The following is a 24,568-nucleotide window of genomic DNA, read 5'->3' on the forward strand; positions in this document are numbered from 1 at the left end:
ATCCCCTATTATCTATCACTTGCTGATCATCCTTGTCGCGGCTTCCACCCTTGCCGGGTTCGGAACCACGGCTTCGGCCAAGCCGCGGGTCACGCCGCAGGAAGCCGAACTCGCCACCTGCATACGCAAGGCCTCAAAAGGCAGGGCGTGGCTCGAGCGCACCTTGTGGGGCCTTCGCGACCAGGAGGGAGGCTGGATCGGCGCCGCCGTCGCCAACAGCAATGGCACACATGATCTTGGGCCCCTTCAGATCAACAGCTGGTGGGTTCCGAAAATTGCCAAACTCGTCGGACGTCCCGAGGTTCACGTCCGATCATGGCTGCAGAACGATGCCTGTTTCAACGCCGAGGCGGCGCGCTGGATATTTCTGTCCGGACTGGCCGCCACAGGCGACTATTGGAAAGCGATCGGCGTCTACCATAGCCCGACGGGCTGGCGGCAGGCGCGATATGCAAACAGCGTCGCGGTCCATTTGCAGCGACGTTTTGGACGATCGATATGGTGACCTCGATCATGGGAAGACCCGCGTTTTGGCGCCTCAGCGGAACCACGGCCCGCTGAATGGATCGGTGAGGTACTGCTGCGCGGCCTTGACGAGTCGCTGAACGCGCGAGCGGTAGGATGCACTTTCGACCCGCCAACGGCGCGCCGTGACACTCTCCCCGAACAGGACCTCGGCGATTCTCTTCTGTGATGCGCCTGCGGCCAGCGCATCGGCGGTTCGCAGCTCGAGTATCCAGCGCGCCGCTCGGCTTTCGCGCGGACGCAGCGGCGCCGGCATCTCGCCGCGCGCCGTCAATGCAAGAAACTGCTGCAACGCGGCGATCTTTGGGGCCGCCGAATCCAGGCCTTCGATCTCATGCACGAGCAGAGTGGATCGGCCGAGCAAGGTGCCATCATGGTGCATAAGCCGGATCAGCCAGCGACCATCCGAAATGAGCCAATGTTCTCTATTGCCTTGATCGACCGCGATCGAGACATAGTCGGCGAGCGCGAGGACATCGAAACAATCTCCGGGGCGAGGCGCGCGGCTTGCCGCGCGCGTTTGGAGAACCTTTGGGTCGACGTCGGGCGACCAGATGGGCCGGGCTTCGGGAGCGGGAATGGCGGGGTCGATCCAGGCAAGCAGACCGACGCTTATCGGTGCGTCGACCGGAAGCCGGTCGCGGGCCGCCCATAGGCGGCGATACCGACCTGTTCGCCGCAGCCATTCCCACGCGAAGGCGCGTCGGTCGCACAGCATCAGCGCGGAATATTCGCGTGCCACCTGCCAATCGGCTGCAGGCGGACCGCCGTTCATGCAAAATAGCCGGAATATATTCGGAATATTTTCATGAAGCGTCGTTCTGGACCTTGTCGATATCTCTCAGAGTCTGGAAGCTTGGAGGGTCGTGTCGTCGTGCCGCACGGCACGTTCCGGTTGCGCCCGGCGTGGCGGGTGTAAAGCCGCTTCGCCGCCGCGGAGCCGGACCTGCATTGTCCCGGCTCGTGGTTCTCCGGCGCATATATGCGGCACCGGGAGTATGGCTAGCCGGCTATTCAGCACCTTCCGCAAAATAGGCGCCGAGCCGATGCACAATCTCGGGCTCTATCGTCATGATGCTCCGCCGCCCGTCGAACGTATCGGGCTGCCGCCGTAATATGCCTGCTTCGCAGAGCTTTTGGGCGAGCCGCAGCGCGCTGCTCATCGGGATGCCCGACGCGACGCACATGGGATATAGATGGAGCACCCGGCCTTCGCACTGATGGATGAAGAGGTCGAGGAGCATGTCCCAGGCAGGCTCGACGAAGAGATGCTCGGCCCCAATCAGGTGTCGGCGCAGAAAACGGCGGCGCTGCGCGAGGCGCGCGTTGGCGAGCGCGAGCGCCCTGGCATGCCGCTCAGCATGAGTATCCGGACTCTTCAGCGTGAACGAAAAGGTGCCGCGTCGGGCCGCATCATCCACGACTATCCGTGAGGTCTGGTTTGCGGTCACGACGATATGACCCGACAGACGGATATCGAGTGCATGCCCGATATCCGCGAGGCGGCGCGTTGCTTCGATGTCCTCGTCGCTCGGATGCGGATTTCCGCTCGGATGATTGTGGACTAGCAGGATCGCGGCCGCGTTAAGCTCGAGCGCGCGGCGGAAGATGACCCGGGGATAGAGGGCCAGATGGGCGAGACTGCCGTTTTGCAGGCATTCATCGGCAATGAGGTGTCGCGCCCCATCGAGGAACAGGATGCGCAAATGCTCGTCGGCGAGCGACCCCATGGACGCAATGAGATAGTCTCTGAGTTTCGCATCGTCCGGATCGATCCGCCTCGTATGGAGCCTACCTCGCAGCGATGCGAGCATCGCGCGCCGCGTGCAGAGGAGGAGCTCGATCACCGCTGCACGGTCGCCGAGAATACGGGCCAGGGCTTCGGGCGTCTGGGCCCAGATCCTCTCGAGACTGTGAAACTCTTCGAGAAGCGCGCGCGCTAGGTCTTCGCTGTTTTCCGGAGAAATCGCTGCGATGAGCTGTGCCAGGACGGATAGCTGGCGTTGGTACGAAGCCGCCTTTGGTGCCGCCAGGTTGCGAACAACAGGAGAGGGGGAACCGCCCAGGAGGCCGCGACCTGCATGACCATATAGGCCGCCGGATCCATCGCGAGATTGAGGGCGCGGCTCGAGTGGGCCAGCAGCGGCAATATGTGGAGAACGGCCGCGATCATCGGCCAAAAACGATAGGCGAAAAGTGCGAGAAGCAATGTCGCGGAGGCGCCGAAACCATCGATGAGCAAATGCCCGAAATCGAGAACCGCATATTCTGGCGCAACGAACTGGTGCAGCAGCAGATCCGAGCCGACCATCGTCGCCGCGATCCCCGCCATCACCCTTTCGGGGCCGCCACCCCGCCAGGCGGCGTAGCCAAGAGCCGCGAGCAGGAACAGGGCGAAGATCGCGACGCGCATTTCGCACCTGTTTCACTCTCGCGGTCCCCGGTCAAATTCTTAGGTTGCGACCGCATGCAGCCGGTGGACGGCTGCCCGCTTCGGGCATTCCTCGTGCAGGTCATAACCCGCCGTTTCCTGGCCGATGGCAACCAGTTCGCCATGGACGCGCAGGACCTCGCCGCCGGCGTCGATCAGCGCCATCTGCGCTTTCGCAAGGCGCTGGATCGTCGCCTGCCCCTTGGCCGGCGGCACGCCTTCGGTGTCGCGCCGCGCCGTCACCACGCTCGCCATGAGCGACGATACGGCGATGAGGGCATCGTCGATCCGGAATTCGGCTGATGGGAGCTGCTGCTGCAAGCTCGTGGCAATGGATATGAGATGTTCGGACATGACTTCTCCTTTGCCGGAAGCAGGGCTTCCGACTGTTGCTGTTGGGCAAGATGAAGGGATTTAGCCGGACATGAGGCGCGTCAGCGCCTCGGCAATACCGAGCCCGCCGAGCAAAGCGAACACCACCACCATGAGCATGATAGCGATGATTGTGGCCTTGGCGGTCGGTGCATGGTCGTGCCTCCAGATCGTCCCGGACGGTGGGCGTTCGCCCGATAACCCGGCCATCGCCCCTTTGCCTTCGCGGACATCGAGATAATGGGCCGGATCGCCGTCCGGGAAATCGGATGGCGCGAGGGAGGGCATGATGGGAAGCTCTACCGGATCATATGCGATCCGATCGCATATGCTTTTCAGCCGGGCATAGCGGATTGCGGTATCGTCACGATTGACTGCGCCGAGCGTCTTGCGCGCAGCGGATATCCGCTGATCGACCGTGTACCGCGAGATTCCGAGCTCGCGGGCGATCTGCTTCGAGGTCTTGCGCTGGAGCACGAGGTCGAGGCACGCGCGCTGCTTGTCGGTCAATAGCGCCCATAGCCTTGCATCGGCCGCGCCCGGTTCGTGCGCCCCATCCATCCCGTCAGTTTCGTGACATTCCGGATTGAGGCAAGCCGCTTTTGAAATTTGGCTTCTTCATAAAGCCCGTCCCCCAACAGAAGTTACCCGTAGCCGGGCGCTGACTTTTGATTGTCGGAGTGCTTCGACTTCGAAACAATCCCCAATCTGGTTCTAACTGACGAATATATTTGAAACATATGGCGCCGCCGATAGCTTCGCCCCCGTTCCGCGCTGCCGATGGACCAACGGCAGGCGTCATGGCCGGACCTTTGCCTGCTTGAGAGGGCTCAGGGTTCGGCACTGAAACAGGGGCTGTACCCGGCAGTCAGGCTTGAGGACGCTGCCGGTGCCGCCAATGGGTCGGAATGCGCACAATCGAGGCCGCGCGGCAGCTCGAAGACGATATCATGACGGTCGAAAGCGAGGATGCGCTCGTCGATATCCTCCGCGAGATTTGCTCGCATATGGGCTGCGCCTGGTTTGCGATCAGCCACCATGTCGATTTTCTCGCGGCTCCTGACAAGGGCATCCGTCTCCACAATTATCCCGAAGGCTTTGCGCATTGGTTCGACGAGAATCGCCTCGGCGTCTCGGATCCCGTGCACCGCTTCAGTCATCGGCGAACCTCGGGCTTCCGCTGGCGCGATATGACGCTCCATCGGCCGCGACCTCAGGATGCCGAGGTGCTGGCACGCGCCCGGCGCCACAACATCGCCGACGGACTGACGGTCCCCGTGCATTTGCCGGGGGAGGCGCATGGCTCTGTATCCTTTGCATGGACCGATAGCGGATCGATGCCGCCCGAAGCGCTTGTCTTTGCGCAAAGCCTCGGGGCGTTCGTCTTCGAAGCTGCGCGCCGGCTCGGCGATCCCGTGTCGCTCGAAGATCGGCCGCAACTCACTGATCGGCAGATCGAATGCCTGATGTGGGCGGCCCGAGGCAAATCCAACTCGGTCATCGCGCAACTGCTCGACATTAGCGAGGAGACGGTGCGGGAGCATTTGCGCAATGCGCGGGCTGCCTATGACGCGCCGACCCGGATAGCGCTCGCCATCCGCGCCCTGTTCGACAGCGCGATCTGTTTCGGGGATGTCGCCCGAGGCTGACACCCCCCCTTTGTGTTATGGCACCGCCGCATTTCCCGGTTCATCTGGATTGTCTCTTTTCAAACAAGGGGACAATCTCATGCTTCTCACCGTAGACCGGGATAGCCGGGACCGCGAACATATCGCGCTTCGTTCTATGTTCGCGGCGCGCAAACGCGTCTTCATCGATCTTCTGAAATGGGACATTCCGGCCCTCGCGGGTCAATATGAAGTCGATCATTTCGACGATATCCATGCCACCTATCTGATCGTCACCGATGAAGCGGGCGAACATCTTGCTTCGGCGCGTCTGCTGCCGACCACGCGGCCCGCGCTGCTCGACGCGCTGTTTCCCTTTCTCGTCGCCGGTCCCATCCCTCAGGGGCCAGCGATCTTCGAAATCACCCGCTTCTGCCTCTCGCCCGGGATCGGCGCGCGGCAGCGCCGGATCGCACGCGACATACTTCTCGTGGGTCTCGCCAAACATGCGCTCGCGAACGGCATCCATACCTACACCGGCGTGGCCGAACTTGGCTGGTTCCGCCAGATTCAGACTTTCGGCTGGGACTGCCACGCGCTTGGCGAGCCGGTCCTCCACCAGGGACAGGCGCTTGTGGCGCTTCGCATCGATATCGATCGCTCCACGGTGGCGAAGCTCGCCGCAGCGGGCATCGCCGCCAAGTCTGCTGCGGCACCCGCCGCGCGTGCTGCTTGAGGAGGGCGCGATGATCATCAATCCAGCATCCTACGGAATAGATCGTCGAGGCTCGCCGGCGGCCCGTGACCTCATGTCCGATGGCTTCTCCATCATCCGGTGTGCCGCGCCACCGTCATTGCTCGGCCGTATCAATGCAGACCTCGATTCGCGTTATGCTGCCACACCCTTCTGTGAAGGCGGCTTCTACGGCGCGAGGACCAAGCGTTTCGGACGCTTGCTCATTCGCTCGCCGTACATGGCGGACCTCGTTATGAACCCGGCAATTCTCGAATTGGCCGAGGTCGCGCTTGGCAATTGGTGCGAGCGCATTCAGCTCAACCTCGCGCAGGCGATCGAGCTTCATCCCGGCGCGCTCGCCCAATTTCCGCACCGTGACCAGGATATGTGGCAAGGCGCGCTCGGCGAGGTCGAATATCTCCTCAACGTCATGTGGCCGCTGACATCTTTCACCGAGGAGAACGGCGCCACGATCATCTGGCCGCGCAGCCACGGGCTCGAAGCGCTGGTGGAACAGCCGACGGAAGCGCCCGTCGTCGCCGAGGCCGAGCCCGGCGATGCGATCGTCTTCCTCGGGTCGACGCTGCACGGCGCCGGCGCGAACCATAGCAAGGGTGTCCGGCGGGGTATCATTGTCAGCTACTGTCTTGGATGGCTCAAGCCCTATGAGAATCAATGGCTGGCCTATCCTCCGCATATCGCGCGATCATTCCCAAGGGAAATCTCCGAACTCGTCGGCTATGTCCAGCACAGGCCCAATCTCGGCAATTTCGAGGGTCAATGCCCGTCGGTCCTCTTCGATGCCGATCCCGAAGACGCGCGTCCGGCGGTCGATGCGCTTCGGCCCGATCAAGCCGCCATGCTCGCGCAGCACGTCGCGTCCCAGCAAGTGGGCGCCTCGGGGACGAGATCATGAGTCCCGGCGCGACGATGGAACTCGTCTATGCCGAGCTCAAGGCGAAGGTGATGCGCGGCGACTTCGCGCCGGGGGAGCGGCTCGAACCCGCGCAGCTTGCGAGGGTGCTTGGCGTCAGCCCGACGCCGGTCCGCGATGCCCTCTACCGCCTTTCCGGCGAAAGGCTGCTCGAAGCCTGGCGTCACGAAGGGTTTCGGCAACCGATACTGGCCGAAGCCGACCTCCACGACCTTTATGCCTGGGGCGCGTCGCTTCTGGCGCTGGCGCTCGAGGGGCAGCCGCCCGACCCCCAAATTCCGCAGCGATCGTTCAGCGACTCAGGAGCCGGCGATTATCCCGAGCGGGTTGCGGCGTTGTTCCGGGCCATCGCCTGGACCAACTCTAATCGAGAACTTCGATTTGCGACGGTGAGTTTGATCGAACGCTGCCATGTGTTTCGGATCGCCGAAGCACGCGTCGACCGGCGGTGCGATGCGGCGATCATCGCGATGGACGATGATTTTCGTTTCGGGCGCTGGAGCGCCTTGCGCAGCAAAATCACACGTTTCCATCGCCGCCGTATCCTTCTCGCGGGCCGCGTCGTGGCGGAACTCAGGCCGCGCGAAGAGTCGCTCTAGAATATATTCGACCCATATGAGCCGTATAAAATTCCTATTTGAACGACGGAGCATAGCCTTGGCCGTGTCGCAATTCCGCGGCATTGACGAAGGAGAGTCCCATGGACCGCAATGACATTGTCGAAGACGGCATCGAGGAACTGGGCGTCGCGAGCATCGAGACGCGCGGCTCGCTCATCTACGTCGCCGAAATCGGCGGCTTCGAACGGCTCGTTCCGGCCATCCTGGCTGACTGAAGGCCGGGGAGGGCGCGGCACATCGCCGCGCCCTCCACATTCTCATGACATATCAGCTTCGACCCGGGCTTTCCTTTGGCTTCATCGGCGAACGCGCCGTTTTGCTCGACCTCGACATCAACCGCTATTTTCTGATCAAGGCCGAGGCCGCCCAGGCTCTGCGGGACCTGATCGCCGGGACGGTTGATGCAGGCACAATTCGTCGCCTTCCCCGGCCCGGCGGGCGGTCGCTGCTGGTCGAAGGCAGCAACGGTTTCGAACCGGTGGAGGCTGCGCTGCCCGGCTCAAGTGTCCTCGAGGCGGAAGCCCGTGTGTCAGCCCATCTTCCATTTCACCATGCGCTGCGCGCGCAACTGGAGGCGAGCGCCAGCCTGCGGATATTGGGCATCAAGCGCAGTATCGCGGCATGGCGCCGGGCTCGCCCGGTGGATGTCGGGCGGCAGCTTTCCATCGAAACTGCGGACCACGCGCGCGCCTTCGCTCTTCGACGTGCCGACGTCCCGATCCAGCGAAGCTGCGTTCCGGACTCGCTCGCCCTGATGCGCCTCCTCTGGCGAAAGGGCCTCGACGCCGACCTCTATTTCGGCGTTCGCCTCGATCCTTTCGCCGCGCATTGCTGGGTGCAGGCCGAAGACTATCTGTTGTCCGATCCGCTGGCGAATGTGCTCAGTTTCTCACCGGTCTTCAGGCTGTGACTTTGCGCATCGCCTTCGAAGCGCGCGCTGCGTCGCATTCTGAACCCCGTGGGAGCCTCCGCGAGGTCGCGCGACTGGCCCATGTCCGGTTGCTGAGCGACGCGGCGGTAGCGTTTTCGAAGAAGGGTAACACGCTTCTGTTTGGCTGGGCGTTCCGCCGCTCGGACAATCGCGCCTGCGATGAGCTCGGTGATGACGAAGCCCGTGAAATCGAAGCGCGCGGCGCTGAATGGGCCGTCAAACATTTGTGGGGCAATTATCTTCTGGCCTGGAAGGAGCCGGCGGGCGATGTCCATGTCCTGCGATCGCCGGTGACGGGACCAGCGCTCTTTTTCGCCGAAGACGGCGCCTGCGCATTTTCGCACCTCGAGATTGGCAAGGCGATGGGCCTTTCCCTCGACAGGCTCGATCCCGCCGCGATCGATGCCCAGCTTCGCTTCCCTATCTTGCGCGGTCCGGCAACCGGGATCGCCATGGTGCGCGAGCTTCTCGCCGGCGAAACACTCATGATGGGTTCGCCCGCGGTCGTTCGCCAAGCCTGGTCGCCATGGTCCTTCACCGTGCGTCCACCAGTCGAGGCGTCGCTCGACGAGCTCCGCCGACACGTCATGTCAGCGGTCGGCGCATGGTCGACGCGGTTCGAGCGCGTCCAGCTCGAGCTCTCGGGCGGGCTTGATTCCTCGATCGTCGCCGCCTCGCTCGCGCGGACGCGTGCGACGTGGCGCGCGGTGACGCTTGTGACGCGGCGTCCTGATGGGGACGAACGCCGATACGCCCATGCGGTCGCCGATCACGCCGACATAGCGCTTCTCGAAATATTGCTGAATGCGGCCCCACCGGACCCGCTTGCTGCCCTCGGCGAACCGCGCGTCAGGCCCGGCGGCTTCGGCCTGATCGACGAGAGCGATATCCGGTTATGCGAAGCAGCCGAGGGCTATGGTGCGGGCGCGATATTCACCGGCGTCGGCGGCGATAATCTCTTCGGCTATATCATTTCCGCAGCTCCCGTAGTCGACGCGCTGCGCTTTGCCGGGCTCGGCGCGGCCTGGCGAGCGGCCTCCGACCTTGGGCGCCTCACTAACACCCATATGCTCGAAGCATGGCGCTTCGCTATCAGGCGCCTTCTGAAGCGGCCTCCGCCCTGGCCTCGCGATGAGCGGTTCCTGGCTAGCCGTCATGCTTCGACGGTGCCAGAACATCCCTGGTTTGCCGATGCGTCCGCCGCCAGCGACGGACAGCGCGCCTATGTGGGCATGCTGATGCGCATCCTGCCCTTTCTCGACGGTTATGACCGCGCTTTTCATGTGCCCGTGATCGCGCCGCTGCTTTCGCAACCATTGGTCGAATACGGCCTTGGCGTCCCGGTCTGGCAATGGTCGGCGGGCGGGCACGATCGCTCACTAGCGCGCAAGGCGTTTGCGGGCGATCTTCCGGCGCTTGTTTTACAGCGCCGAACGAAGGGCGGACTCGAATCCCTGTTTGTGCCGGCCTATGATCGAAACCGCGCACATCTGCGCGACTTTTTGCAGGAGGGACTGCTGGCGGCGCTGGGTATCATTGATTGTGACGCGATTGGCGCCGCGACCGCGCGTCCTGCTGGCGCGCTCGACAATGACTATGTTCGCATATTGCAACTCGTCGACATGGAAAGATGGGCGCGTTCGGTTGCAGGGGCACCGACGGCTGGCGGCCAATAGCCCGTGCCGGATGTCCGCCGGGGAACGGACGCCCGGCACGAACCTATGGCGCGGGACGTTGCAAGGGATGTCCCGCGCGCAATTCGCGCCAACGCGCATATCGATCCTGCTTTTGAGGGTTCGGATCCTCGAAATCGGCCAGCCAGAAGCGATACCAGTCGAGGTTGCGCGCATTGACCGCAAATTGATGCACCGGCTGGGTCTTGATGTGAGGCTCGTCGGCGAACACGAAGAGCTCGGCGGGCTTTCCGGCCCGTTTGAGGCGCGTGTGAAACTCGATGACAAGGCGAGCCTCGGCTTCGGGTAGTTGCATCAGGAGAGGGGTGTCGAGGCCGGCGGCGTCGCTTGTCGCGGAAAGCCGGTTCCAGCCTTCGGGATCGGTGTCGGGATCGCCGAGGCCCCATCGGTTCGCCAGCGTGTCGGGCATACCGCTGCCGGGCAACGCAGTGGCCCAATAGAAATGGGGTTCGAACTGCGCCGACGAGAGCGTCGCGGCGGCGAAGCGATCCGACTTGCGGATGGCCCAGAGGGCGACCTGCGATCCGAAACTGAGGCCGCCAATACCGACATGCCGTGGATCGACGATGCCGTCTGCGGCGAGCGTATCGATTGCGGCGGAGATGCCCGAAAGCGCCAGGTCATATTCTTCCTCAGCGTTGGAGAATTTGCCCTGAGCCTTTCGGATACAGAGAACCGCTATCCCGGAGTCCGCGAGGGGCAGCATCGGGATCTCGTCGCCGACGCCGCCCTTCAAGAAACCGTCGCAATGATAATATTGGATCACGAGCGGGAAGGGCGGCGCAGCGTGCGCTGGACGAAGCAGGAAACCGCTGAACTTTTGCCCACTGGCGATCGACCAGGACATGGGCGTGGCCTTTGTGGCGATCTTGCGCCGCAGGTCCGCATTGGGGTCGACCAGGAGTTTCCGGGCCCCGCTGCTATAATCGACGCGAACAAGCCTCGGCGGCGAGACGCCTGAGGCTTCGGCGCAGACAAGGAAGGCGGGTCCAATCGCGCAGCGATCGGGATTGAAGGGCGAGAAGGGCGCCCCGTCGGTGACCGCGAGCCGTTCAGGCGCTTCGCCATTCAGACGCCACAACGAAATTGTCTCTTCGGATCCCGGACTGGCCTCGAAGAGCAAAAGCGCCTTGCCGTCGGGGCGCCAGCCAAGCGCGCGGAGCCTGGGTGATGCACAGGCAGCGATAGCGCATTCGAGGGGCGGATGGCCCGGCTGCAACACGTCGACGCGGGTTTTGCCTCCATCGCGAACGATTCTGGCCTCCGCGCTGTCGCCGGCGACGACATGTTGCCCGATCGCAGAGGTCTGCGGCACGGGAGAGTCGGGCTGGGCCGATCCCCACACCATCGCCGATTTTTCCGTCGGCGGCGTGTCCGCGAGGAGGCGCACGCGTTCAAACCATCCTCCCCGCAGCCGCTGCATGACGCGCTTCCCGTCGACGATCGCGCCCCCGGCGAACGGCTGCATGACATCGACCGTTGGATCAACGAGCACCCCCTCATCATAGGCCCGCTTTTCCGCCGCCGCGATTTGGGCTCGTGTCGCCCCGACATGATAGATGATGCGGCGACCATCGTCCGCCATCCGGAAATCGACGATGTCGGCAGGATCGGAAATCGCGAGCCGGGCCTTGCCGCCCATGCGCCACGACCACACGCCGACCGCGCCGTCCTGCATCGCAAGAAAGTGGAAGCCTTTCGAATCCGCGTCCCATATGGGCGCATTCTCGATCAGCGTGCCGGCAAAGCTGAACCTCGCCGCGCCTCCATCCGCGACGCGGCGATGGTCGCCGCCATTGACCCCAACGATATGCCAGCCAAGTGCAACGCGGTTTTCGGCCACCGAAGGCTCGCTCACACGATAGGCAGCCCAGCGGCCGTCGGGCGATATGGTGACGCCGCTGATGTCGCGTGTCGCCACAATATCCTCGACGGTGACGAGCGGCGTGGCGGCGGCCATCGCCGCCGCCAGCATCACCATGTTACGATCCCCTGCAGCGCGATCGTTCGCCCTACAGCGCTCGCCTGCTCGGGGTCATAGCCGAGTACCGAGGTCGCCGTTCTGAAAAGGACATAAGGCGGGTCCCGATCGAAGAGATTGTTGACGTTGAGTGCCAGGCGGAAGGCTCGCCCACCTGGAGCGCCAGCGATGCGCGCGCCGAGCTGGAGGTCGAATGTCGTCCAGCTCTTCACCTTTTCGGCAGGCGTCGCGGTCTGGTTGCGATAACCCGACATATGGAGCAGCGACAGCCCGCCGTCGAAGGGCCCCGCCTCGAAGCCGAGGCGACCGCGCAGGCGGAGCTTCACGGGATTGCCAAGCGTCCCGACCGCGTTGATCGCTGGCGCGGAGCGCGTGACCTGCTGGTCGATGCTGAACAGGCGAGATCCGCCCAGCGAAAGCGTGAGCGCGCCATTCGGAATGGAATGGCGGTAGGAAGCGTCGAAATCCAGGCCGCGGATCGTCACCCGCGACAGGTTGAAAGTTCGCGCATCGGCGATGACCTCGATATCCGAAGCTTGGACACCGAGCGGATTTCTGAGGTTCGGATTTGCGAAATAGGCAGCGACCTCCGCCGGGTCGGGCGTCTCGTCGACAAGCTCGCCATAGACATCCCGCCGTGCGAGGAAGTTGAAAATATCGAAGGAGGCGCTCGCGATACGGTCGCGATAGGCAATGTCGAACCAGGTGGCTGAAAGCCTCAACCCCGGCAGGGCGACGGGTTCGAGGTCGACGCCCGCCGTCCAGCTCGTCGCCTTCTCGGGGCCAAGGTCGGGACGGAAACCAAGTAGCGCGAGCGCCAGCGTCTGGCCGGTCGGCGATTGAGGATCGGGCAGATAGACGGGCTGGTAGGTCGCATTGGCGGCGCCGACCAGTTCGGTGAAGAAGGGTGCCCTGAAGGAATGGCCATAGGAGGCCCGGACCACCACGCCCCGAACGGGCGTCCAGCGCAGACCCAGCTTGGGGTTGCTCGTGCTGCCGACGTCCGAATAATCCTCATGGCGTCCGGCGAGCGACAGCTGCAGCGCACCCGGGAGGCTCGTCCCTGCATCGAAGATGGGAATTACCAACTCGCCATAAAGGGCTCGAACCGTGCGCTTGCCCGGAAGCCCGGGCAGGCGCGAGGTGGTTGTGCTGTTACCGAAGAGGTCAAAGACCGACGTATAGTCGAGGCGTTCGCCGCGAATCTCGGCGCCGGCGGCGAGTTTCACTGTGCCGGCGGGAAGATCGAACAAACTGCCGTCCGCGCGCAGAGCCGCCGTCCAGACTCGCGAGCGCACCCGCGAGACAAGGCCGCCGCGAAGTCTGCCGACAAGCGCCGGATCATTGACCGCGCCGTCTCCGAACACGTTCAGCGCTGTTGCCGGGTCGGATAATACGAGCGCCTCGGAGCGGCGCGTGATGTGGATGATATTGATGTCGTCGGCGCGCTCGCGCTGCAGGCCGTAGCCGCCGCTGATCTCGAGCGACCAGTCGCCAACATTGGCGCGTGCCCCGCCTGAGAGGTTGAGGGCGCGCGCTCTACCGCGCGCGCCCTCGGGACCGAAATCGGCCGACGGGTCGTAGAATACCGTGATCGGCTGACCGGTGCCGATCGGATCGACATAATAGGGATTGGCGCTCGTGACGGTGACGGGAACGGGTCCGAACCGGCGCTGGTTCACACGGTAACGCCTGTCCGCATAGAGACCCCGCGCAAAAAGGGTGATCGCCCCGATCTCCTGTTCGGCTGAGGCATAGAAGCTGAGGCTGCGTTGGCGCGGCAGGATGTCGACGAGCCGCTGCGCGTCGGCGCGATTGAAGCTCCCCTCGATCAGATCGGCCGCGGTGAGGCCCCGCCCGTCCTGTCCAGGGGGAATTGCGAAAACGCGGCCATTGGCGGCAAGGATCGTCCCGGGATTGGCGAAATTCGACCGAAGGTCGGGGCCGCCTACGGGGCGCAGATCTTCGCTGGTGAAGCGCCGCTTCGTTGCGGGCAGGTTGCCGCGGCTGTAATATTCGGCGGCGAGTACGAGGTGACCGCTGTTCCATTTTTTGCCGAGCAGCTGGGCGATCTGCATCTCGCTGAAATCGCCGTCCGCCGTCCCGGCTCGCATGCGCGTCTCCGCACCTTCGAAGCGATTGCGGAAGCGAAGATTGACGACGCCTGCTACCGCGTCCGAACCGTAAATGGCCGACGCCCCGTCGGTCAGTATCTCGATACGGTCGATCGCGGACGAGGGGATCAAGGAGAGATCGGTAAACGCACCCCAGGCACCGCCCATGGCCGGGCGAACGCCGTCGAACAGGGTGAGCGTAGAGGCGCTGCCAAGACCGCGCAAATTGATCCCCGACCCGAAGTTGAGATTTGTGTTCGCATTGCCTCGCGCGGTCGCGCCAAATGTGGCCTCACTGGGGCCGCCCGAGAAATTCTGCGGGATGGTTTGAAGATAGTCGGCGAGCGTCGTGCGCCCGCTCCGGTCAAGCGCATCGCGATCCACGATCGTCACGGGCGAGCCGACCGGGCCGGCTCCGCGAATGCGGGTACCGGTGACAATGATCTGCGCGTCATCACTCTGCGCGGTCCCGCGATTTGCCGAGCTTTCGGCGAACCTGTCGCCCTTTCCCTCGCGGATAACGAGCGTTCCGTCCACGCTTTCGGCGACCAGTTCGGTGCCGGCCAGAAGCTGCGCCAGGGCCGCATCGGCGTTGAAGGTGCCGCTGACCCGGGCGCTTTTCTTGCGCGCGACAACGTCCGAATTGGCGATGACGTCCCGGCCCGAAAGTTCGGAATATTGCCGCAAAGCGTCCGCCAGATCCTGCGGCGCGATGTCATAGCTTTGTTGGCCCGTCTCAGCCGAGGCGGCGGGCACTGGAAGCCCAATCGTCGCAGCCGTCGAAGCCAGGATAGCTGCCAGAAGTCTCACTCTCATCTTTCCCTCCCGCGCGGCCGTGATGGCCGTCTGGAAGGGCGAGACGAGGCCGGCTGAATTATCCCCCCGTTTTTTTTCGGGACAGGATGATGGCGCCGTCACTCTCTTGGGCCGAAAGTCCGAAAACCGCGCTGAGTTTTCGCGCGAGCGACGCGCTGTCGGTGACATCGAACCGGCCCGTGACCTCAAGCGATCCGAGCGCGGGGTCAGCCAGCCGGATTGACTTGCTGTTCACCCGGTTCGCTTGATCGATGACCTCGCTGAGCGGCAACTTGTCGGCGACGACCCGAGATGTCGGTTGGACGTTTGCCACGGGTAGCGTCATTGCCGTGTCGGGCGTCGACCGAGCGGCGTCGCCGCGCGGCAGATGAAGCGGTTCGCCGCCCTGTACCTCGACCGTGTCGCCGGGGTTCAGTCTGACCGTGCGTCCGCCGGGCGCTGTCGCCCGCACATCGACAGAGCCGCTGACCAGCCGGACGCTCGGATTGCGTCGTGTCAGATCGACTTCGAAGATGGTGCCGAGTGCGACAATTTCGGATCCCCCGGCGATGACACGAAAGGGCCGGGAGGCATCGTGCGCTACGGTGAAACGGGCACGGCCGCCGGTCATGACGACCTCCCTGTCACGCTCCGAAAATCTGGTCTCGATCTTCGCTCCGTCGAGGAGTTCAACCAATGTGCCGTCGACCAGCCGAACGGCTTCGCCCTCGACGGACCGGGTCGCGATTTGCGGACCGGTCCCGGCACGCCCGGCATACCAGGCGCCTCCGAGGGCAAGCATGACGACGAGCAGGAAAGCCGTTGCCCAGCGTAGCCGGTTTGATCCGGAAGGGCGCAGCGCACGCGCCCTGATCCGGCCCGCGACATTCACATCGAGAGCCGCCCAGCGCTTTTCCGCCTCGGCATAGGCCGCGGCATTTTCGGGATCGGCCATCCACGCATCGAACTTCGCGCGATCAGCCGCCGCATCGCTCGCGCGCATGCGCGCGAACCATTTTCCCGCTTGTACCTCGCGGCTCATGACCGCGGACCTTTTACGCGAAGGATTGCCGTCATGGCCTTGGCGATTTGCTTTTCCACGCCCTTCTCGCTCATTCCTGTTGCAGCCGCAATTTCGGCATAGGACATACCCTCGAACCGGTGCATCAGGAAGATGTCGCGGGTTTTCGGTTTCAGGCGTTCGAGACGGTCCTCGACACGGCGCATCATGTCCCTTGCTTCGAGCGCGGCGTGGGGGTCGGACCCTGGATGCTCGGTATCGTCATATTCATGATGTGCCGAGGCGAAGCGACGCCGGTCGACATGGGCACGTTCGATGAGCAGGTTGCGTGCCGCTCGTGCCAAATAGGCTCCGGGCTTTTCGATCCGCGACACAATATCCGCGCCGCTTGCGGCAAGGCGTTGGAAGCACTCCTGGACCAGATCCCCGACATCCTGTGAATTCGTCCGTCGGCGCAGGAAACGGGAAAGTTGCGGCTGGTGCTCTTGATACATGGCTTCGATAGCCGCAGACTTATGCTGGTTGCCCCAGTCATCGATTTCGATCTGAAATGCAGGCTCCGCTCGCCGGCGCGCTTCGGCAGCCTCTTCGTCATAATCCATTGTCTCGCCTTCCCGGACGGGAGGAAAGGCGGCCTAAAGCCGGGTGTTGAGAACACACTTGAGGCGCGTGCGCCGTCGCCTTTAGCCCGAAGGCTTGTACATACGCGACGGCCACCCGGACAGGATGGCGAACAGGTGTTTTTGCTCAAAGGGTTCTCAAGCCCCGGCATCGCGCCGCCTGCCAGCCCGATGCCCGTTCAGCATAATCGATTGCTTTCCAAGAGCAAGACTTCCGCCGGACCATGCCTCATCGTGCCCGGACACTCGGAAAAGCAAGGGGATGCGCGCGCTTCTTGTTCGGAATGCAGGGAGTGAAGGGGGGGAGTCAGAAAGGTGGTGGCGGTCGCTCAGGCTGCCGGTCTGGCAGGAGGATCATCATGTCCAGCAACGGGAGCGGGAGTAAGCGGTTGCGGATCGCGCGGCGGGCGATCCGCCGAATGGAGCCGTTCGATCGCGCCGTCTTTCTTGCGATCCGGTTCGAGAACGCGGGCTACGAGGATTTGGCCGAAAGACACGGCATGGGCATTGAAGAGATCGAGAAGGCGTTTGCGCGCGCCGTCCATATCCTGATCACCACGCCGCCCCCGCCGTGGTGGCAGATCTGGCGCTATTGAAGGCCGCGCCCTTGACTTCGAGACGCCACCGCCCTGAAACGGCGTCATGGGAAAATATGATGCGCTTGGCGCCTTCCTCAGGCGGTGGAGGGTTTGCCACGATGCCGATGGCGTCGAGCTCAGCTTTTCGCACATCGAGAGCATCATTGGCGCGGTTCTTCCGCGCGCGGCGTTCGGTGCCGATTGGTGGTCAGCGGCAGAGTTTTCGGAAGTAGAGCCGCCCCATCGACGTGTCTGGCTCGATGCGGGCTTCGAGGCGGTTGCCAAACCGGCTCGCGAATGCGTCTATTTCCGTCGTCGAAGCGGCGGCCAGTAGCTAGAAAGATATCCGACTATGCCGGGGTCAATATGATCAGGATTGATTGTCCATATTATTCCTCTACATTGTGACGGACGCGAGGTTTTTATGAACAAACAAACGACCCTGAATGTCCGTATTGGCGGCGCCCTCAGCGATTTCGTGGCGACCAATGTTGGCGACGACGGCTCCTATGAGAATGTCAGCGAATATGTCCGTGATCTCATTCGGCGCGATAAGGAACGCGCGGAAGCGGAGCAATTCGCCCGCTTGAAGGCGGAGTTGCAAAGGGCCTTCGCAGCGCCTGACTCTGACTTCGTGCCTCTCGATGCCGATGCGGTGATCGGTCGGGCGCGCCGAAACTGACGATGGCTAATTTTCGGGTTTCCGCGATCGCCGGGCAGCGGCTCGACGAAATCTATGCCTATACGCGGGAGAAGTGGGGAGATGCGCAGGCAGAAGCCTATGTGCGGGGCCTTTTCGACTGTTTTGGTCGGATCGCCAGGCGCGAGCTTCTTTGGCGGGCTATTCCGGCTGAATTCGGTGTTGATGGCTATTACGGCAAGTGCGAACATCATTATGTCTATTGGCGTTTGCTCGGCGACGGAACTGCGGGCATCGTTACGATCCTTCACGAACGCATGCATCAGATGGATCGTTTCCGCGACGACACCGCGGCATAAGGGGCTGCGGCAGTTCCGAAGCGCAGGGCGAAAATGAAAACAGAAATCGACCACCTTCCGGCAAAGCAGCAGGGCGAACTCGAACGCATCAAGGCCGTGCTGATGGAGGAGTTCGCGCGATCGATCGAGCGCGCGACACAGCCTGGCAAACGCAACGGCAAGATCCTGAAGATCATCCTGTTCGGCAGCTATGCCCGCGACGATTGGGTCGATGAGCCGGAGAATGGCTATCAGTCCGATTTCGACCTGCTGATCGTTGTCAGCCATGAGGATCTCACCGACATCTCCGACCATTGGTACATCGCCGAGGACAAGATCCTCCGCGACCCCGATGTCGGACGGACGCTGAACATCATTGTCCATACGCTCGCCGACGTGAACCGCGCGCTCAGCCGCGGCGAATATTTCTGGGTCGATATCATCCGCGATGGCGTGATGCTATACGACCTGCCGAACCATCCTTTGGCAACGCCGAAGCCGCTGACGCCAGTTGATGCCTATGAAATGGCCGTGGGGTATTTCTCGGCAAATTTTGCGGAAGCCGGGCGCAGACTGGAAGCGTTCGATTTCGAGTTTGGTAAGGCCATGCTTGACGGGGGATGGCTAAAGGGAGCTGCATTCGCATTGCACCAAGCCGTTGAGCGGCTTTACGGGTGCTATTTGCTTGCAAACACGTTCTATTTTCCACGCTCGCACAATATCAAGTTCCTGCGATCGCTCGCAGAGGACCGCGAGCCGCGCCTGGTTGAAGCCTGGGCTCGCGACAGTAAGATCGACCGCCGCCGCTTCGAATTGCTGAAACGCGCTTATGTTGAGGCTCGATACTCTGCCAGTTACGAAATTAGCGCTGCCGACCTCGAAGCGCTTGCAGCGTCGGCCGAGAAATTGCGCGCGATCGTCGAGGCGATCTGCGGTTCACATATCGCGGACCTGAAGAAAGCTGCCGGCGGCAGCTAAAATCCTGGTTCGTTGCCCGTGATCAGTTTCAGGAATTCTCGTACTGTGACGATCTGTGCTCCGGCATGGCGTTCCAGGCTCAGCAAGTCGGCCTTGTCGCCCGTGATCAGATATCCTGCTTTCGACTCTTCGATCATCGCCAGCAGATAATTGTCCCATGGATCGCGGCTGACAGAAACGTCGGGCAGGTCCTGCGCCATGATGGCAGCACCCTTCAATTCGTTGACCAGTCGTCCGGCGACTGCAGGGTTCAACCGAGCGCGGATTTTCGGATAACGAGTGACGCGCCGAAGTTCGTCCAATTGTTCGGCAGATGTGACCAGCGCGACCCTGCCCTGACGCCATAGGGCAATCAGCTGGTAGGGCAGCGACCGTTCATGCAACAGGGCGCTCACAAGCACATTGGTATCGATAATGACGCGCATGCGTCAGTTCCGACGCGCGTCGGCAACCGCTTCGTCTATCAGACTATCCATCTCCTCCGGTGACAGGTCATCGAAACCGGCACGGGCCTCCGCCAACGTCAGGTCGAGCAGGCGCCATTTCACCGATTCTTCGATAAAACGCGACAGGTCGCCCTTCTTCATGCCACGCTGGGCAAGATAGGTTCGGACATCGATGTCGGTTTCCGGTGCGACATTCACCGTCCAGCGGGTTACTTCGCCCATCACACATTCCCTCATCGTCGCTAAAGCGGTTATACGCTTATCATCTTATGTGCCGTCTATCAACCGACCAGCCTAAGGGGCGTTGGAATCACCGCAAGCAAACGGGAGGCTCGTTTTTTGTGGTACCAATATTCGAGCCTCTGCAAGACCGGCGCCGGGCCGCAGCTTTCGTCTGCGGCGCCTGCCTATCTGGCTTTTCGCGCCGGAAAGCGCAGAGGCTTGGTTTGGGCGAATGTCGGATGTCGCGGCACATCAAGATGATCCGACTTTCGATGTCGAAGCCAACCGACTGCGTTTCTGCCGCGAGCTGCTCATGGAGCGGCGAATAATGGACCGCTATATCCGGGAAATCAGCCTGAGCCCTGCAAGCTGGATCATCTTGCTCGAGCTTTATTCAGCTGACGCCGCTAGCAAACGATTGTCCGTATCCAGCCTCGGCTATGCGAGCGGCGTTTCGATCGCGACGGCCGTTCGGCTGACCCAAAGTCTAGAAGCGCGCGCGATCGTCGAACGTCAACGAGATCCGCACGATGCGCGCCGAACAAATGTGGCGCTTTCGGCACGCGGGAGAGCATCTCTTCGGTGCATCTTTGACGATTGCGTGGCGAACAGGGCTGCAGCGCCAGCCCTGAAGAATTAGCCCATTGCAACCTGAGGGAAGGGAGGGGGCGTGGCGAGCGTGCAATCGAAATCGGCGAGGGGAGCACATGTCGCTTAGCTCCCGAGGTAATTCGTTCGATTTCGGCACCACTCCGAATTCCCATGCGTTGCCGTCGATGCTACATTTGAACGCGAGGTAAGCCATGCAGAACACGCCTTCTTCAGCGATCCCGGAGCTTGAAATTCCGCAGCCCGCTGCGGCCGATTGGCTGTGGCGCCCGTGGTATGCCAAGCTCTGGTGGGCAGCGATCCCAATATATTGGACGGTGGCGGCGGCGTCGTTGAAGAACCCAGCCCTTCGGCCGTTCTTCGAGAGCGCATTCGCTGGCTATCTGACCATCCTCTTCTTCCCGCTCACGGCGCTGCTCGTTCTGGGGTTCGGATTCGTGCGCGCGTGGCTCGATAGGCCTTTCGCCGGCGACCCGCTCTCGGATGAGGAAATCGAGGAACTCGAACGTATCAAGATCGAGCAGGAAACTCTGCGGTATCCCCCAGACCATTTGCGTCCCGTAGGCGATATCTACGATCCGTTCTCGGGCACGATCTATATCGGCAATCCGCTCAGTCCCAACAACGGCTCGCGAATCTAGCGCTTCTTGTCGCTGTTATCTCCGTCGAATGGACCGTTGGCGAGATCAGTCGAGAACCGGCCTTTGCTCAAGATCGATGACTGCTCATACGACGTCATCGGGGCCGTGATGTCCGCAGTACCTCGCGCGGAATCGGCCTGACCAAGATAGCGATTCCGTAGCCCTTCCTGTCCAAGCACTTGTCGGTTCAACTCGCGGGTGAACGTCGCTTCGGGAGTTTCTGACCGCGCGGCGGCGCGTTCTGCTGCGGAAATCGCCCCGCGAACTTCATAGTTGACGATATCAAGGGAAGCTTGGGCGTTTTCACTGCTGATCCCGACGTCGCGGCTGGAAAACCCGAGGCTTCCGCCGACATTTCCCGAAGTCGCGGTTTGCGATCGTGAACCGCCTTTTTGCTTACCGCCACGGGAAGCATAATCGCTGCTTTGCGCGCTGCCGCCGATGTTGCCGCCGACAGTCGTTCCCATGGTGATCTGATCCTGTGCCGAGCGCGATATCGAACGCTGCCAACCCGTCTGCGCCATGATTGCCGACACATCGCGCTGCAGCGTATCGGCCACCTGCGGATTAAGCCGCCACTCGCCATTGCGATCCATCTCGAACCCGCCTTTGAGCCAGTTCGCCATCATGGCCTGACCCTGTTCGCTGCTCAGCATATTCTCGATCGTGTCGGGTCCGGCCAGCTTGCCGGCCTCATATTTGGTGCTGGTGTCGCTGCGCGCCGATTGCGAGAATCCCGTGCTGCTCGACACCAGCAGATCATTGTCCGCGAAACTGAACCGTGCGCGGCCGCCTTCGGCGATGGCGCCATATTGGCTGTCGTTGATGAGTCCTGCCGCCCGGAGCTGGCGCGCGACGTCGGGCGATACATTGAGATTGAGGTCGCCATTCTGCGCCATCGCGAGCTCGCGCTTCGTCATGTTGATGCCCTCGCTGCGCAGTAGGCCCTGCATGCGCGTCAGCCGCTCATTGTCGACGATACGCGTCAGCCGCTCGTTGCGTGCGCGATCGGCGATGCCCGCCGCGCCGCCCTCGGCCATGTCGACCTGGTTCCCCGCCGTGCGGCTTAGCGCCCCAATGAAGGTATCGAGCTGCGCCGCCTCGCGCGTCGAAACGCCTGCCGCGGCCGCCCCTTCCGCAAACCCGAAATTGTCACTCTGCCGCCGCTGCTCGCCGATCCGCGCGGAGCCGCGCACGCCCGAATGGCCGATCTCGCGCTGCGCGTCGAGCTTGCCCGACCGTTCCGCGAAGTCATAGCCCGCTGCCTCGCGGGTGCGACCATAGACGCTGGTGCCTTCGCGTCCGGCTTGCTCGGTCGCGCCATCGGCGGTGCCGAGCTGGACCGAGGCGTTATAGGTTTCTAGCGCGCGCATGACTTGCGCCTCGTTGCGTCCCGTCGCGCGGGAGAGGGAGGAGATGGCGGACGAGCGCGCCTCGCCCGAGAGGGTGTTGATGAAGCCGATACGCCGCGCGGTTTCGTCGACGGGAAGGCCGAGCATTGCGGCGGCGTTTCGCTGGCCCTCGTTGCTGCCGGTGCGATATGCCTGCTCGGTCGCGACATTCCGCCGCTCGACGGCGGCTACATTGTCGCTGGCGTAGTCACGGCGCCCTTCCATTGCGCCGACATTGATCTGCGCGCCGGTCAGGTCGTTCCGCAGCATCTGCTCCTGGTCGAAGCTGTTGGCGATCAGCTTGGCGAAGGTCGGGTCGGCCGACACCTGCGCGATCACGGTCGAAGCCTTGAGCTCGGCGTCCTTCCCCGCATAGCCGTTGCGCTCGAAATGCCGCTGCGCGCCCTGAAACATCATGTCGTAAGCGCGCGTGTCGCCGAAGGCCTTCCACTGGACCATGTTCTGCGTGAAGCGCGCAAAGGCGCGCTCGCCCGCCTGTCCCTCGCCGAAATAGCTCGTGCCGAGCCCGCGCAGCGCATCCTTCTCCGCAAAATTGTGGATCGCCGCCGTCGTCGCATTGGCGCGCACGGCCGCCGCCGTTGCAGGATGGGTGAGATCGCGTCCGACCAGAGCGGGCGCGAGGTTGCCGAGGTCGCGCGCGGCATCGGTTGCGCCGAGCGCAAAGCCCGTCGTGCCGCCGACGCCGGGTGTGCGATCGGCGAGATAGGTTCCGGCGGCGCCGAAGGCGCGGTTGCTGCCGAGCGTCGAGCGCTCCCCGAAATCCCCGAAGCTCGACGTCGCACCGCGCCGCGCCATCGTGCCGCTCGCCGACGCCTGCGCCTCGAGCGCCTGCGCTCGGCCTTCGTGTGTCATGATCGGGGTCGCGGCCGCGGTGCCCTGACCCTGCGCCCCGAGCGCGCCGCTGGTGAAGGAGGTGAACACATTGCCCGAGAAGCGGAACACGGTGAACACGAAAGCTCCGGCGAGCCCGGCGGCGGCGGTTCGGAAGGATCCGAAGATGGCGAGCGCCTTCATGGCCGAGCCGGGCGCGAGCATCCAGGCATTGGCGGCGACATGGTTCGAGCGCATCTCGGCAAGCACGTCCATCGCGCGGCCGAGGGTCAGCTGATAGATGCCGGCGTCGATCACCCCCCACATGGCGACGAACACGAAGAGGCCGAGCGCGAAGCTCGCGACGCGCAGGTTGATCGGGGTCAAGATAAAGAGGAGGGCGATCGGCATCATGAACAGCATGATGCCGAAGACGGTCGCGCGGATCGTCGGCATCCATTCGTTCGCGGTCGACATGGTGGCAAGCCCGCTCGAGACGACGGCGCGGTTCGCCATGACGCGCGCCGCGGTCGCGGGGCTGTCTTCGAAGAGCACGTCGCCGACGGCGTTACCGAGGTTGATGTTGGTCATCAGTTGCTGGAGCGTGAGCGGGGTGCCGAGCATCTTGTCGCCGAGCGCGCCAAGGTTCGAGCGGCAGCGCTGGAGCTGGGCGGCGTTCGATATGTCATAGCCGGTGCGTTCGCACACCTGCCGGCTATAATCCTCGAAAAGCGCCGGATCGGAGAGGCGGTCTGAGATATGCGTCCATGCCTCGGTGCAGCTCACCGTGGTGCCGCCCTTGTCGGAGGCGGTGAACACCGTGCTGAAGGTCGCCGGCCCCGCCATCGCGGCGAACGCCTGCGGCAGGTCGGTGGTGGTCCTAAACAGCTGATCGTCGTCGATGCCATAGGCGGGCGACACGCGCGCGACCGGGTAGCATTGGCGGACATAGTCCTTGATCGTCGCGTCGAGAAAGCTGTCGGTCATCGGCCCGCGCGGGGATACGGCATTGAGAAAGAGATCGAAGCTGTGCCCGCCGGCGCCGAACTCGAGCTTGGCATTGGGATCGAGCGTATTGTCGTCGATCGTCTCGGCGATCGCGCGTTCCATCATGTTGGTGACGCCGGCCACGAGCACGATCAGGTTCGGCACGTCGCCGACCGGCTGATAGGCATTGCGGACACGGTCGTAGACATGGACCGTTCCCGTCGTCGCGACGAGGCCGACGAAGAGGCCGATGCCGACGAGCGTCTGGAAGCCGAAGGCGACGATGCCCATGCCGTTGCCGCGCACGCTCGCGAGGAGCGCGCCGAGCGCGATGCCGGCGACGGCGATGATCACCACCAGCGTCTCGTAGCGCGGGTCGGCGAAAATCATCGAGACAAGGCGGAACGCGTCGACCGTCTCGTTGAACCCGTCATAGGTGTGGAAGCTCGTCTCGAGCGCCAGCGCGGGAGCGGGAACGAGCGCGAAGGCGGCGGCGAGCGTGGAAGGGAAGGGCGCGCGCATGGCG

The 24,568-nt window shown here is 63.1% G+C and carries 28 protein-coding genes; 15 read left to right on the top strand and 13 right to left on the bottom strand.

Annotated features, from left to right (window positions below):
* Positions 1 to 19: 19 nt before the first annotated feature.
* A complete protein-coding gene (locus tag SPYCA_RS02470) occupies positions 20 to 505 on the top strand; it encodes a lytic transglycosylase domain-containing protein (RefSeq protein WP_443029492.1) in 486 nt (161 codons plus the stop codon).
* Positions 506 to 538: 33 nt separating this feature from the next.
* On the opposite strand, the gene SPYCA_RS02475 is transcribed toward SPYCA_RS02470, so the two are convergent.
* The 5 genes from SPYCA_RS02475 to SPYCA_RS02495 form a co-directional block, all read right to left on the bottom strand.
* Positions 539 to 1,300, bottom strand: a complete 762-nt coding sequence (locus SPYCA_RS02475) for a DNA -binding domain-containing protein (protein WP_120218814.1) — start codon at positions 1,298 to 1,300, stop codon at positions 539 to 541.
* 235 nt (positions 1,301 to 1,535) lie between these two features.
* Positions 1,536 to 2,372, bottom strand: coding sequence for a JAB domain-containing protein (locus tag SPYCA_RS02480; protein ID WP_120218815.1), 837 nt, complete (start codon positions 2,370 to 2,372; stop codon positions 1,536 to 1,538).
* Between the two features lie 92 nt (positions 2,373 to 2,464).
* Positions 2,465 to 2,938 (bottom strand): hypothetical protein, encoded by a 474-nt coding sequence (locus SPYCA_RS02485; protein WP_120218816.1) that lies wholly within the window; start codon positions 2,936 to 2,938, stop codon positions 2,465 to 2,467.
* Positions 2,939 to 2,977: 39 nt separating this feature from the next.
* A complete protein-coding gene (locus tag SPYCA_RS02490; RefSeq protein ID WP_120218817.1) occupies positions 2,978 to 3,310 on the bottom strand; it encodes a hypothetical protein in 333 nt (110 codons plus the stop codon).
* A 60-nt stretch (positions 3,311 to 3,370) separates the two neighbouring features.
* Positions 3,371 to 3,889, bottom strand: a complete 519-nt coding sequence (locus tag SPYCA_RS02495) for a helix-turn-helix domain-containing protein (protein WP_120218818.1) — start codon at positions 3,887 to 3,889, stop codon at positions 3,371 to 3,373.
* A 347-nt stretch (positions 3,890 to 4,236) separates the two neighbouring features.
* On the opposite strand from SPYCA_RS02495, the gene SPYCA_RS02500 reads away from it, so the two are divergent.
* The 6 genes from SPYCA_RS02500 (at position 4,237) to SPYCA_RS02520 (ending at position 8,135) form a co-directional block, all read left to right on the top strand.
* Positions 4,237 to 4,977 carry a LuxR family transcriptional regulator gene (locus SPYCA_RS02500; RefSeq protein ID WP_120218819.1) on the top strand — a complete coding sequence of 247 codons (741 nt, stop codon included), beginning with the start codon at positions 4,237 to 4,239 and terminating at the stop codon, positions 4,975 to 4,977.
* A complete protein-coding gene (locus SPYCA_RS02505) occupies positions 4,961 to 5,671 on the top strand; it encodes an acyl-homoserine-lactone synthase (protein WP_269462436.1) in 711 nt (236 codons plus the stop codon). The genes SPYCA_RS02500 and SPYCA_RS02505 overlap by 17 nt, the downstream gene beginning before the upstream one ends.
* A 73-nt stretch (positions 5,672 to 5,744) precedes the next feature.
* Positions 5,745 to 6,587, top strand: a complete 843-nt coding sequence (locus tag SPYCA_RS02510) for a phytanoyl-CoA dioxygenase family protein (RefSeq protein WP_120218821.1) — start codon at positions 5,745 to 5,747, stop codon at positions 6,585 to 6,587.
* Positions 6,584 to 7,204, top strand: coding sequence for a GntR family transcriptional regulator (locus SPYCA_RS02515; RefSeq protein ID WP_172594961.1), 621 nt, complete (start codon positions 6,584 to 6,586; stop codon positions 7,202 to 7,204). Before SPYCA_RS02510 ends, SPYCA_RS02515 begins: the two co-directional genes overlap by 4 nt.
* A gap of 101 nt (positions 7,205 to 7,305) precedes the next feature.
* Complete coding sequence (locus tag SPYCA_RS19675; protein ID WP_255266016.1) at positions 7,306 to 7,440, top strand: hypothetical protein; 135 nt, start codon at positions 7,306 to 7,308, stop codon at positions 7,438 to 7,440.
* A 44-nt stretch (positions 7,441 to 7,484) separates the two neighbouring features.
* Positions 7,485 to 8,135: a lasso peptide biosynthesis B2 protein gene (locus SPYCA_RS02520; protein ID WP_120218823.1), complete on the top strand. Its 651-nt coding sequence runs from the start codon at positions 7,485 to 7,487 to the stop codon at positions 8,133 to 8,135.
* On the opposite strand, the gene SPYCA_RS19180 is transcribed toward SPYCA_RS02520, so the two are convergent.
* A complete protein-coding gene (locus tag SPYCA_RS19180) occupies positions 8,075 to 8,671 on the bottom strand; it encodes a hypothetical protein (RefSeq protein WP_172594962.1) in 597 nt (198 codons plus the stop codon). The two genes, SPYCA_RS02520 and SPYCA_RS19180, sit on opposite strands and share 61 nt — an antisense overlap.
* Here SPYCA_RS19180 and SPYCA_RS02525 point away from each other — a divergent pair.
* Positions 8,645 to 9,832: an asparagine synthase-related protein gene (locus SPYCA_RS02525; protein ID WP_172594963.1), complete on the top strand. Its 1,188-nt coding sequence runs from the start codon at positions 8,645 to 8,647 to the stop codon at positions 9,830 to 9,832. The genes SPYCA_RS19180 and SPYCA_RS02525 overlap by 27 nt on opposite strands.
* Before the next feature lie 43 nt (positions 9,833 to 9,875).
* Here the strand turns inward: SPYCA_RS02525 and SPYCA_RS02530 are convergent, their stop codons facing one another.
* The 4 genes from SPYCA_RS02530 to SPYCA_RS02545 all read right to left on the bottom strand — a co-directional run bounded on the left by SPYCA_RS02530 (position 9,876) and on the right by SPYCA_RS02545 (position 16,363).
* The gene (locus SPYCA_RS02530; RefSeq protein ID WP_062770306.1) at positions 9,876 to 11,831 is read right to left on the bottom strand and encodes an Atxe2 family lasso peptide isopeptidase; all 1,956 of its coding nucleotides are present in this window, start codon (positions 11,829 to 11,831) and stop codon (positions 9,876 to 9,878) included.
* On the bottom strand, positions 11,825 to 14,701 hold the full coding sequence (locus SPYCA_RS02535; protein ID WP_062770303.1) for a TonB-dependent receptor domain-containing protein: 2,877 nt from the start codon (positions 14,699 to 14,701) through the stop codon (positions 11,825 to 11,827). Before SPYCA_RS02535 ends, SPYCA_RS02530 begins: the two co-directional genes overlap by 7 nt.
* 118 nt (positions 14,702 to 14,819) lie before the next feature.
* Complete coding sequence (locus tag SPYCA_RS02540; RefSeq protein ID WP_120218825.1) at positions 14,820 to 15,782, bottom strand: FecR family protein; 963 nt, start codon at positions 15,780 to 15,782, stop codon at positions 14,820 to 14,822.
* Complete coding sequence (locus SPYCA_RS02545) at positions 15,779 to 16,363, bottom strand: RNA polymerase sigma factor (protein WP_120218826.1); 585 nt, start codon at positions 16,361 to 16,363, stop codon at positions 15,779 to 15,781. The genes SPYCA_RS02540 and SPYCA_RS02545 overlap by 4 nt, the downstream gene beginning before the upstream one ends.
* Positions 16,364 to 16,770: 407 nt before the next feature.
* On the opposite strand from SPYCA_RS02545, the gene SPYCA_RS02550 reads away from it, so the two are divergent.
* The 5 genes from SPYCA_RS02550 (at position 16,771) to SPYCA_RS02570 (ending at position 18,915) form a co-directional block, all read left to right on the top strand.
* Positions 16,771 to 16,977 carry an RNA polymerase subunit sigma gene (locus SPYCA_RS02550; protein WP_120218827.1) on the top strand — a complete coding sequence of 69 codons (207 nt, stop codon included), beginning with the start codon at positions 16,771 to 16,773 and terminating at the stop codon, positions 16,975 to 16,977.
* Between the two features lie 46 nt (positions 16,978 to 17,023).
* The gene (locus SPYCA_RS19470) at positions 17,024 to 17,293 is read left to right on the top strand and encodes a DUF7662 domain-containing protein (protein ID WP_120218828.1); all 270 of its coding nucleotides are present in this window, start codon (positions 17,024 to 17,026) and stop codon (positions 17,291 to 17,293) included.
* A 90-nt stretch (positions 17,294 to 17,383) separates the two neighbouring features.
* Positions 17,384 to 17,641: a ribbon-helix-helix domain-containing protein gene (locus SPYCA_RS02560; RefSeq protein WP_120218829.1), complete on the top strand. Its 258-nt coding sequence runs from the start codon at positions 17,384 to 17,386 to the stop codon at positions 17,639 to 17,641.
* Positions 17,642 to 17,643: 2 nt separating this feature from the next.
* On the top strand, positions 17,644 to 17,958 hold the full coding sequence (locus tag SPYCA_RS02565; RefSeq protein ID WP_120218830.1) for a type II toxin-antitoxin system RelE/ParE family toxin: 315 nt from the start codon (positions 17,644 to 17,646) through the stop codon (positions 17,956 to 17,958).
* Positions 17,959 to 18,060: 102 nt separating this feature from the next.
* Positions 18,061 to 18,915: a HEPN domain-containing protein gene (locus SPYCA_RS02570; protein WP_232003474.1), complete on the top strand. Its 855-nt coding sequence runs from the start codon at positions 18,061 to 18,063 to the stop codon at positions 18,913 to 18,915.
* Here SPYCA_RS02570 and SPYCA_RS02575 read toward each other — a convergent pair.
* On the bottom strand, positions 18,912 to 19,340 hold the full coding sequence (locus SPYCA_RS02575; RefSeq protein WP_120218832.1) for a putative toxin-antitoxin system toxin component, PIN family: 429 nt from the start codon (positions 19,338 to 19,340) through the stop codon (positions 18,912 to 18,914). The two genes, SPYCA_RS02570 and SPYCA_RS02575, sit on opposite strands and share 4 nt — an antisense overlap.
* 3 nt (positions 19,341 to 19,343) lie before the next feature.
* Entirely contained in the window at positions 19,344 to 19,583 is a 240-nt protein-coding gene (locus SPYCA_RS02580) for a ribbon-helix-helix domain-containing protein (protein WP_172594965.1), read from the bottom strand.
* A 232-nt stretch (positions 19,584 to 19,815) separates the two neighbouring features.
* Between SPYCA_RS02580 and SPYCA_RS02585 the strand changes: the two genes are divergently transcribed.
* A complete protein-coding gene (locus SPYCA_RS02585) occupies positions 19,816 to 20,223 on the top strand; it encodes a MarR family winged helix-turn-helix transcriptional regulator (RefSeq protein WP_120218834.1) in 408 nt (135 codons plus the stop codon).
* 163 nt (positions 20,224 to 20,386) lie between these two features.
* Positions 20,387 to 20,833, top strand: coding sequence for a hypothetical protein (locus SPYCA_RS02590; protein WP_120218835.1), 447 nt, complete (start codon positions 20,387 to 20,389; stop codon positions 20,831 to 20,833).
* On the opposite strand, the gene SPYCA_RS02595 is transcribed toward SPYCA_RS02590, so the two are convergent.
* Complete coding sequence (locus tag SPYCA_RS02595; protein ID WP_120218836.1) at positions 20,830 to 24,564, bottom strand: conjugal transfer protein TraG N-terminal domain-containing protein; 3,735 nt, start codon at positions 24,562 to 24,564, stop codon at positions 20,830 to 20,832. The genes SPYCA_RS02590 and SPYCA_RS02595 overlap by 4 nt on opposite strands.
* Between the last annotated feature and the right edge of the window lie 4 nt (positions 24,565 to 24,568).

This window comes from Sphingopyxis sp. FD7, assembly GCF_003609835.1.
Classification (GTDB): domain Bacteria; phylum Pseudomonadota; class Alphaproteobacteria; order Sphingomonadales; family Sphingomonadaceae; genus Sphingopyxis.